The sequence below is a fragment of the Mesorhizobium sp. M1A.F.Ca.IN.022.07.1.1 genome, assembly GCF_003997575.1.
In the GTDB taxonomy this organism is placed as follows: Bacteria; Pseudomonadota; Alphaproteobacteria; order Rhizobiales; family Rhizobiaceae; genus Mesorhizobium.
The window spans coordinates 18,421-27,111 of the sequence record NZ_RZST01000036.1; the positions used below are offsets into that span (position 1 = coordinate 18,421).

Here is an 8,691-nt window from a genome sequence, read left to right on the forward strand (position 1 = left end):
GGCGCGGCTACATCAGTTGCGCGGAGGCCCAGAGCACGCCATAGCCGTGAATGGAAAAGACCGCCAGCAGCGCGCCGGCCATGGCCAGGCGATCGAAGGCGTGGATCGGCTTCAGCTCGTGACGCGGTTTCACGCCGCTGCCGACCGTGAGCAGGCTGAGGACCGAGAACACCGCGCCGGCGACGAGCAGAAAGCTTGGCGAGAAGCCGGCGCGCCAGCCGAGCGCCAGCAACGCGAACAGCAGCAGGAAGGAGGCCAGCGCCAGCGCGATCGGGCCCGGGCAGATTTGGCGCAGCACTTGGCCGCCGTCGAACTTCCACACCGGCACCAGATTGGCGATGTTGAACAGCGACGCGCAGCCGGCAAGCGTCGCCAGCAGCACTGCCGCCGGGCGGTGTCCTTCGCTGCCGGCAAGGCCGCTGGCGGCGATCAGCAGAGGCACCAGGAAAGCGGAGAAGCCCGCACCCATCAGCGCCACGAAGGCGACCTCGAAGCGGCTGTCATACGGCCTGCCGCCCATGGCGATACCGCCGAGCAACGGAATGAAGATCATGCGCACCCGGCGATGCCCCGTCAGGCGGAATGCCGCCATGTGGCCAAGCTCGTGCAGCGCCACCACCGAAGTTAGGATGACAGCCAGCGCCAGTCCCCCGAGGTTGAGGCCGAAGAACGGCCACAGGATGAAGGCCGAAAGCACGGCAAAGCCTATCTGGCTCACCGGATGCTCGAACCAGCCGCCCCTGCGATACGTTCCGGTTCTCGCCCAGACCTGCAACTTGGCGAGCTCGCGGCGCATGGCGAAGTAGCGGAAGATCAGGAAGGCGACACCGCGATAGCGGTCGGTTTGCGTGAGCGTAACGCGCGTCGCATCGCCTTCGGGCGCGAGCGCGGTGGTTTCGCGATAGTCGGCCCAGAACGAGGGATCGAGAGCCGTGTCCTCAACGACGCGCATCGAGAAACGGCTGCCTTCCACCACATCGTCGAGCCGCGCCTTGCGTTCGATCGGCCGCCCGTCGCGCCCTTCCCAGGACAGTTTGATCAGCGCCGTCCCCTCGCCGTCCAGCGGTTCGACGGAAAGGATTTCACCCGACCAGCCGGCGTCGCTGCCGAACGGCCACAGCGCCTGCCACAGGCGATTCCGGTCAGCCTCGATCACGCGGCTGACCGTAACCGTGCGCAGCCCGAGCGGCACCGTCATCAAGAGAAAGATCAGTCCGAGATTTCCGGCCACGAGTGTGACCGTGGCGATGACCGACACTGCCCTTGCTCCCTGTTTTTGCGAGCCAAGCTAGCGGGGGTGCGGCCAAGAAAAGCTTAACAATGGGCGAGCTCGTGCCCGTCCCAAACAGAGAGCGGACCCTTCGTCCGCCCAAGGGGGCGGCCGCCAGCCGCCTGCTCACATGGCGCCAATCCAGATCGCCATGGAAATGAGAAAGGTGCTCATGCAGACCAGCGAGACGACATCCTGAACCAGATCGGCCATAACTCTCTCCTGTTGTTAATATGTTCGCAATTTGTTCTAATTTTGTTCGAATGTCAACGATCAGCCGAGAGGCATGCTGGCGAATTCAGGCGATCCGTTTGCGCACGGTTAAGGAAAGGTTGACGAGACGATAGGCTCTTTTTGAGCGCGCGGAGGGCAAGTCGAGATCGGGCAGAGCCGAGGATAGTAAGTTCCGAGGACCGGAGACGGCGGTACTGTACGCGCAAGAAACTGCGGTCGAGGCCGGCCCCAGCCTAATATCGGCTTGCCTTAAAGCGGCACCACCTTGCCTTCTGCCAGCGTCACCCGCCGGTCCATGCGCGAGGCCAGCTCGTGATTGTGGGTGGCGATCAGCGCTGCCAGCCCCGACTGCCTGACCAGCGCCTCCAGCGCATCGAACACGTAAGAGGCGGTGGCCGGGTCGAGATTGCCGGTAGGTTCGTCGGCCAGCAGCACCAGCGGCGCATTGGCGACCGCGCGGGCGATCGCCACGCGCTGCTGCTCGCCGCCGGATAGCTCGGCCGGCCGGTGCTGCGCCCGCTTGCCGATCTGCATGTAGTCGAGAAGCTGCGCCGCCCGCTCGGATGCCTCCTTGCGGCCGAGCCCCTTGATCAGCTGCGGCATCATGATGTTTTCGAGCGCGGTGAACTCCGGCAGCAGATGATGGAACTGGTAGACGAAGCCGACATCGTTGCGGCGGATAGCGGTGCGCTCGTCATCCGACAGCGGGCCACAGGCGCGGCCGCTGAGGATCACGTCGCCGGCGTCCGGCCGCTCGAGCAGCCCCGCCGTATGCAGCAGCGTCGACTTGCCGGTGCCCGACGGCGCCACCAGCGCCACCATCTCGCCACGCCTGAGCGAGAAGTCGGCGCCGTTCAGAATGGTCAGCTTGCGCGGCCCCTGGACATAGTGCCGCTCGACGCCCTTAAGCTCGATAATGGCTTCGGCCATCACTCGTACCTCAAGGCTTCGACCGGATCGAGCCGGGCTGCGCGCCAAGCCGGAAACACCGTGGCCAGGAAAGACAGGGTGAGCGCCATGATGACGACATAGGTGGTCTCGCGCGGGTCCATCTTCGCAGGCAACTGGCTGAGGAAATAGAGCTCGGGATTGAACAGGATCCTGCCGGTCATCCAGGAGAAGAACTGGCGGATCGATTCGATGTTGAGGCAGATGACGACGCCGAGCAGCACGCCGGCGATGGTGCCGGTGACCCCGATCGCAGCCCCCGTCATCAGGAAAATGCGCAGGATCGCGCCGCGCGACGCGCCCATGGTGCGCAGGATCGCGATGTCGTGCCCCTTGTCCTTCACCAGCATGATGAGGCCGGAGATGATGTTGAGCGCCGCCACCAGCACGATCAGCGTGAGAATCATGAACATGACGTTGCGCTCGACCTGCAGCGCCGAGAAGAAGGTCTCGTTGCGCTGGCGCCAGTCTACGAGGTCGACCGGCCGCTGCGCCGCCTGCTCGACCAACGGCTTCAGCGCATCCACATTGTCCGGATTGTCGACATAGATCTCGATGGTCTGCGCCCGTCCGTCCATGTTGAAATAGAGCTGGGCTTCCGAAAACGGCATGTAGACGATCGAGCTGTCATATTCCGACATGCCGACCTCGAAGATCGCCGCCACCTTGTAGCCCTTCATGCGCGGCGTGGTGCCAAGCGGGGTAACGTCGCCTTCGGGTGAGATCAGCGTGATGGTGTCGCCGAGCACCAGCCCGAGATTCTCGGCCATGCGCTTGCCGATCGCCACGCCATCGCCGGTGTCGAAACCGTCGAGCGTACCCTGCTTGATGTTGCTGGACACAATCGAGATCTTGTTGAGATCCTCGGCGCGAATGCCGCGCACCAGCGCGCCGGTGCCGCCGCCGACATTACCTTGCGCCAGCACCTGCCCGTCGATCAGCGGGATAGCGTATTTGACGCCGGCAACGCCGTTGATGCGGCTCGCCACCTGCGCATAGTCCTCCAGCGGCGAATCGAGCGGCTGCACGATCAGATGGCCGTTGACGCCGAGGATGCGGGTGAGCAGCTCGGCGCGAAAACCGTTCATCACCGCCATGACGACGATCAGCGTGGCGACGCCCAGCATGATGCCGAGGAACGAGATCGAGGCGATGACCGAGATCACCGTCTCCTTGCGCCGCGAACGCAGGTAGCGCCACGCCACCATGCGCTCGAAGCCTGAAAAGGCGCCTGCCGGCGATCGAGCTGCAGCCGCCTCGCCCATCAGGCGATACCCAGGCGTTTCTGGGCCTCCGCAATCGGCAGCGTCTCGCGCTCGCCGCTCCGGCGGTGCTTGATCTCGACCTCGCCGCTAGCCACCCCGCGCGGTCCGACGATCACCTGCCAGGGCAGACCGATCAGGTCGGCGGTTGCGAACTTGCCGCCCGGCCGCTGGTCGGTGTCGTCATAAAGCACGTCCTTGCCGGCCGAGGTCAGCGCTGCGTAGAGCTCGCCGCAGACGCGGTCGCATTCGGCATCGCCGACCTTCATGTTGATCAGACCGATATTGAACGGCGCGACCGCTTCCGGCCAAATAATGCCGTTATCATCATGGCTCGCCTCGATGATTGCCGCGACCAGCCGCGACGGGCCGATGCCGTACGAGCCGCCCGAAGCATAATGGTCCTTGCCATCGGGACCGGTGACCTTCGCGTTCATCGGCTTGGAATACTTCTCGCCGAAATGGAAGATATGGCCGACCTCGATGCCGCGCGCCGAGAGCCTCTCGCCTTCGGGCACCTTCTCCCATGCCGCTTCGTCATGCATCTCGTCGGTGGCGGCGTAAGGAGTCGTCCATTTCGTCACGATGCCGCCGATCTCGGCATCGTTGGAGAAGTTCGTATCCGCGCCGGGCACGTCGAGCGACAGATAGGCGCGGTCGCAGAACACCTGGCTCTCGCCGGTCTCGGCCAGGATGATGAATTCGTGGCTGAGGTCGCCACCGATCGGGCCGGTATCGGCGCGCATCGGAATGGCCTGCAGGCCCATGCGCGTGAACGTCCTCAAGTATGAGACGAACATGCGGTTATAGGCGGCTCTGGCGCCTTCAAAATCGAGATCGAAGGAGTAAGCGTCCTTCATCAGGAACTCGCGCGAGCGCATCACGCCGAAGCGGGGGCGCACCTCGTCGCGGAACTTCCACTGGATGTGATAGAGGTTGAGCGGCAGGTCCTTGTAGGACCTGACGTAGGCGCGGAAGATCTCGGTGACCATTTCCTCATTGGTCGGACCATAGAGCATGTCGCGGTCCTGCCGGTCCTTGATGCGCAGCATCTCCTTGCCGTAGTCATTGTAACGGCCGCTCTCGCGCCACAGATCCGCCGACTGGATGGTCGGCATCAGGATTTCCAGCGCGCCGGCTCGATTCTGCTCCTCGCGGATGATCTGGCAGACCTTGTCCAGCACGCGCTTGCCGAGCGGCAGCCAGGAGAAGCTGCCCTGCCCCTGCTGGCGGATCATGCCGGCGCGCAGCATCAGCCGATGCGAGACGATTTCGGCCTCACGGGGGTTTTCTTTGAGAATGGGCAGGAAGTAGCGCGACAAACGCATGGACTGGTCCGTGAATGAAAAAATGGCGGCGCGGGGAATCGGCGCAACCGAGGCTGCTTGCCCGGGCTTCATAGCCATTTCATGACCGAATGGAAACCCGAGCGCTCCAAAGTGTTGCGGCGTTCTGCGCATGATCAAAAGGCCCGTTTTGGCCACCAAAGTGCCGCATCTGGCCTTTTGATCGATTCACAAGCAAGCGCTGCCCCACTATTGTGCAGTGCAGCACGATATTGCCTATTTGGGGGCAAGATTCTTCGTGACATTTTCACCTGCCTTGGTCTAGTGTGCGCCGATAACCGAGAGGGCGGAGAAAAATCTGCTCTCCTACGCGGTCAAAGTCTTGGGAGGATGCGATCTAGGCGCGGTTACTCGCTGCCGCCGGACACCGGAAACAGATCGGACGCGTTTAAATTGCAAGGCCTCGTGCCTTGCATTTTTTTTGTGCAATCATCTGCTTAGGACCACGACCTGCCAAACAGCATTACGCTGCGTTAGCCCTCAAAATCGGAAGTCGGCTTCCGATTTCAACCAGCACGGGCGCGGGTTGATCAATACTTGCGGAACTGTGCAGGGCGCTAGCGGCCGGCAGTATGAGTAAAGTCCGGCACGATGTGCGGGATGTCGTCGAAGCCGAAGCCGAGCCCCCTTGTCAGGCCGTAGAAAATGCCGATCACGATCGCGGTGACGACCGTCGTGCGGATCGCCGCGCGCAGCATGTGCGGTCCCTTCGGCGCGCTCGACACCGTGCCGAGCGTCACGTCCTTGTCCTCATCCTGGGTGCGCAGGCTGAACGGCAGCACCGCGAACAGCACCAGCCACCAGGTGACGAAGAACAGTGCGACAAAGGAAACCCAGTTCATGCCTGCTCCAATTCGACCAGCGTGCCGAAGAAGTCCTTGGGATGCAGGAACAGCACCGGCTTGCCATGCGCGCCGATCTTCGGATTGCCGTCGCCGAGAACACGCGCGCCGCTCGCCTTGAGATGGTCGCGCGCGACGAGGATATCGTCGACCTCGTAGCAGACATGATGCATGCCGCCCGACGGGTTCTTCGCGAGGAAAGCCGCGATCGGTGAAGCGTCGCCCAGCGGCTCCAGCAGCTCGATCTTGGTGTTGCCGACATCGACGAACACAACCGTGACGCCATGTTCCGGCAGCGCCTGCGGCTCGCTCAGCCGAGCGCCCAGCGTATCGCGGTACGCAGCTGTCGCCGCAGCCAGGTTCGGCACGGCAAGCGCGACATGATTTAGGCGTCCGAGCATAAGCGCTCCGAAAGTTAGGGGAGTAGGGGGGTAGGAAAAACTCCGAGCTATTTGCTATTCCCTACTCCCTTATTCCCGACTCCCCTACTCCCTTATCTAGTGACAAACACCGTCACCAGCGGCTTCTTGCCCCAGGCTTCGTTGGCGGCGCCGCGGACGGCGCGGCGCACGGCCTCCTGCACAAGGTCGAGGTCTTTTCTGCGCTGGCGGGGGATCGAGTCCACCGCGCCGATTGCCGCATCGAGCATCAGGTCCTCTAGCGTCTCGCCGCTGGCATCGGCCTCGGCGACGCCGATCGCCACCAGATCGGGATCGCCGGCTAGCTCGTATTTCTCGTCGAGCACGACGTTGACCGCGACATGCCCGGCATAGGACAGCTTGCGCCGGTCGCGTATGCCCATCGCCTGGTCGGTTCCGATCAAGTATCCATCCTTGTAGAGGCGGCCGAACGGCACCTGGTCGATGATCGTGGCCGGACCGGGCCAGAGCCTCAGCATATCGCCGTCGCGCACCTGTGCCACCTGGCCGATGCCCGACATCGACATCAGCGAGCCCTGCGCCACCAGATGCGCCGCCTCGCCGTGCACCGGCACGCCGATCTGCGGCCGCACCCATTCATACATCTTGCGCAATTCGCTGCGGCGCGGATGGCCGGAGACATGCACCAGCGCGTCGCCGTCCTCGATGATCTTCATGCCGAGGTCGATCAGCCGGTTCTTGATCTCCAGGATCGCCTTCTCGTTGCCGGGAATGGTGCGCGAGGAAAACACCACCGTGTCGCCGGCCGTCAGCGCCACCGACTTCATCTCGTCGCGCGACAGCTTCGCAAGTGCGGCCAGCGGCTCGCCCTGGCTGCCGGTGCAGATGACCACCAGATTCTCGCGCGGGATATAGCCGTAATCCTCCTCGGCAATGAATTCCGGCAGGCCGTCCATGTAGCCGAGTTCGGTCGCGACATCGATCACGCGCTTCAGCGAGCGGCCGAGCACAAGGCACTGCCGGCCGGCGTCCCGCGCAGCCTTGGCGATCGAAACGATGCGCCCGACATTGGAGGAAAAGGTGGTGACCGCGACGCGGCCCTTGGCGTTTTCGATGACGCCTTTCAGGCCCTCGCCGACCGCCACTTCCGACGGCGACTCCCCTTCCCGCAGCGCATTGGTGGAATCGCAGATTAGCGCCAGCACGCCCTTGTCGCCGTAAGCGCGGAAGCGCGCCTCATCCGTCTTGGGGCCGATCGTCGGCGCCGGATCGATCTTCCAGTCGCCGGTGTGGATTACCGTGCCGGCGGGCGTAGCGATCGCCAGCGACATCGGCTCGGGAATGGAATGCGCAACCGGGATGGCTTCGATCTCGAACGGCCCGATAGTGAACGTCTCGCCGGCCCTGTAGATCATTGCCGGGATTTTTGGCGCGTTCTGCTCGCCCTGCCGTTTGGCCTCCAGCAGGCCGGCGGTGAACGGCGTCATCCAGACCGGCACTTTGAGCTTCGGCCAGATATCGAGCAGCGCGCCGTAATGGTCCTCATGCGCATGGGTTACGACCACGCCGCGCAAGCCGTCGAGGTTCTCCTCGATGAAGCGTGTGTCGGGCAGGATCAGATCGACGCCCGGATGCGCGCTGTCCGGAAATGTGACTCCGACATCGACTACGATCCATTCGCGCGCGTCCGCGGGCCCGTAGCCATAGAGGGCGAAGTTCATGCCGATCTCGCCGACGCCGCCGAGCGGCGCGAAGACGAGTTCGGCGTTCTCAGTATTCGCCATAAATCCTTTCCTTCCTGGCCAGTCAGGCCAAGCCAATCAAATCAAGTCGTCAAAGACGGGCCGACGCGACCGCGCCGAAATGCACGTCGCCGGCCGCGATCGTCAAAACAGTTCCGTCATCGTCGCGGATCACGAAACGGCAGTCCTCGTCAATGGTTTCGAAGACGCCGCGCACCACATTGCCGTCAATTCTGACAGCAACCTCGCCGCCGAGCCCCGCGGCGCGCGCCAACCAGCGTTTCCTGATCGCGCTAAGTCCCCGCCCGTCGTCCCACAATCTGAAATTCTCGCTCCAGGCATCCGAGAGCGCCAGGAACAGCATCTCGGCATCGCAATTGGCACCCAGCGCCTGCAGCGACGTCGCCGGATAAGGCAGATCCTCGGGGTATGCCACGACGTTGACGCCGATGCCGACGGCAACCGCGAAACGGCCGCCTTCGAGCAGGGTCGATTCCAGCAGGATGCCGGCAAGCTTGGCGCCGGTGGCGAGCACGTCGTTCGGCCATTTCAGCTCGAAGCGGTTGCGTCCTTCGCTGGCTCCGTCCAGGCCAACGGCGATCCGGCCTTGCGGGACGACGGCATCGAGCGCGTCGGCCAATGCAAGCCCGGCGACGAAGCCAAGCGT

Annotated in this window: 8 protein-coding genes; all 8 read right to left on the minus strand. The window is 63.6% G+C overall.

Features of this window, described 5'->3' with window-relative positions; all coding sequences use genetic code 11:
• Positions 1–7: 7 nt before the first annotated feature.
• Positions 8–1,258 (minus strand): SRPBCC family protein, encoded by a 1,251-nt coding sequence (locus tag EOA75_RS07050; RefSeq protein WP_127239921.1) that lies wholly within the window; start codon positions 1,256–1,258, stop codon positions 8–10.
• Between the two features lie 495 nt (positions 1,259–1,753).
• Positions 1,754–2,434, minus strand: a complete 681-nt coding sequence (locus tag EOA75_RS07055; RefSeq protein ID WP_127323935.1) for an ABC transporter ATP-binding protein — start codon at positions 2,432–2,434, stop codon at positions 1,754–1,756.
• Complete coding sequence (locus EOA75_RS07060; RefSeq protein WP_067001237.1) at positions 2,434–3,717, minus strand: lipoprotein-releasing ABC transporter permease subunit; 1,284 nt, start codon at positions 3,715–3,717, stop codon at positions 2,434–2,436. The genes EOA75_RS07055 and EOA75_RS07060 overlap by 1 nt, the downstream gene beginning before the upstream one ends.
• Positions 3,717–5,042, minus strand: coding sequence for a proline--tRNA ligase (gene proS, locus EOA75_RS07065; RefSeq protein WP_127323936.1), 1,326 nt, complete (start codon positions 5,040–5,042; stop codon positions 3,717–3,719). The genes EOA75_RS07060 and proS overlap by 1 nt, the downstream gene beginning before the upstream one ends.
• 575 nt (positions 5,043–5,617) lie before the next feature.
• The gene (locus EOA75_RS07070; RefSeq protein ID WP_067001240.1) at positions 5,618–5,902 is read right to left on the minus strand and encodes a DUF1467 family protein; all 285 of its coding nucleotides are present in this window, start codon (positions 5,900–5,902) and stop codon (positions 5,618–5,620) included.
• Positions 5,899–6,303 (minus strand): methylmalonyl-CoA epimerase, encoded by a 405-nt coding sequence (gene mce / locus EOA75_RS07075; RefSeq protein ID WP_095826197.1) that lies wholly within the window; start codon positions 6,301–6,303, stop codon positions 5,899–5,901. Before mce ends, EOA75_RS07070 begins: the two co-directional genes overlap by 4 nt.
• Positions 6,304–6,395: 92 nt before the next feature.
• The gene (locus EOA75_RS07080; RefSeq protein WP_095801977.1) at positions 6,396–8,066 is read right to left on the minus strand and encodes a ribonuclease J; all 1,671 of its coding nucleotides are present in this window, start codon (positions 8,064–8,066) and stop codon (positions 6,396–6,398) included.
• Positions 8,067–8,115: 49 nt separating this feature from the next.
• A partial coding sequence (locus tag EOA75_RS07085; protein ID WP_164747300.1) for a biotin--[acetyl-CoA-carboxylase] ligase occupies positions 8,116–8,691 on the minus strand: 576 nt, incomplete at its 5' end.

Excerpts from the sequence above, each read along its gene's own strand:
- EOA75_RS07055 (WP_127323935.1), bottom strand. The coding sequence starts at position 2,434 with ATGGCCGAAGCCATTATCGAGCTTAAGGGCGTCGAGCGGCACTATGTC.
- EOA75_RS07060 (WP_067001237.1), bottom strand. The coding sequence starts at position 3,717 with ATGGGCGAGGCGGCTGCAGCTCGATCGCCGGCAGGCGCCTTTTCAGGC.
- proS (WP_127323936.1), bottom strand. The coding sequence starts at position 5,042 with ATGCGTTTGTCGCGCTACTTCCTGCCCATTCTCAAAGAAAACCCCCGT.
- EOA75_RS07070 (WP_067001240.1), bottom strand. The coding sequence starts at position 5,902 with ATGAACTGGGTTTCCTTTGTCGCACTGTTCTTCGTCACCTGGTGGCTG.
- mce (WP_095826197.1), bottom strand. The coding sequence starts at position 6,303 with ATGCTCGGACGCCTAAATCATGTCGCGCTTGCCGTGCCGAACCTGGCT.
- EOA75_RS07080 (WP_095801977.1), bottom strand. The coding sequence starts at position 8,066 with ATGGCGAATACTGAGAACGCCGAACTCGTCTTCGCGCCGCTCGGCGGC.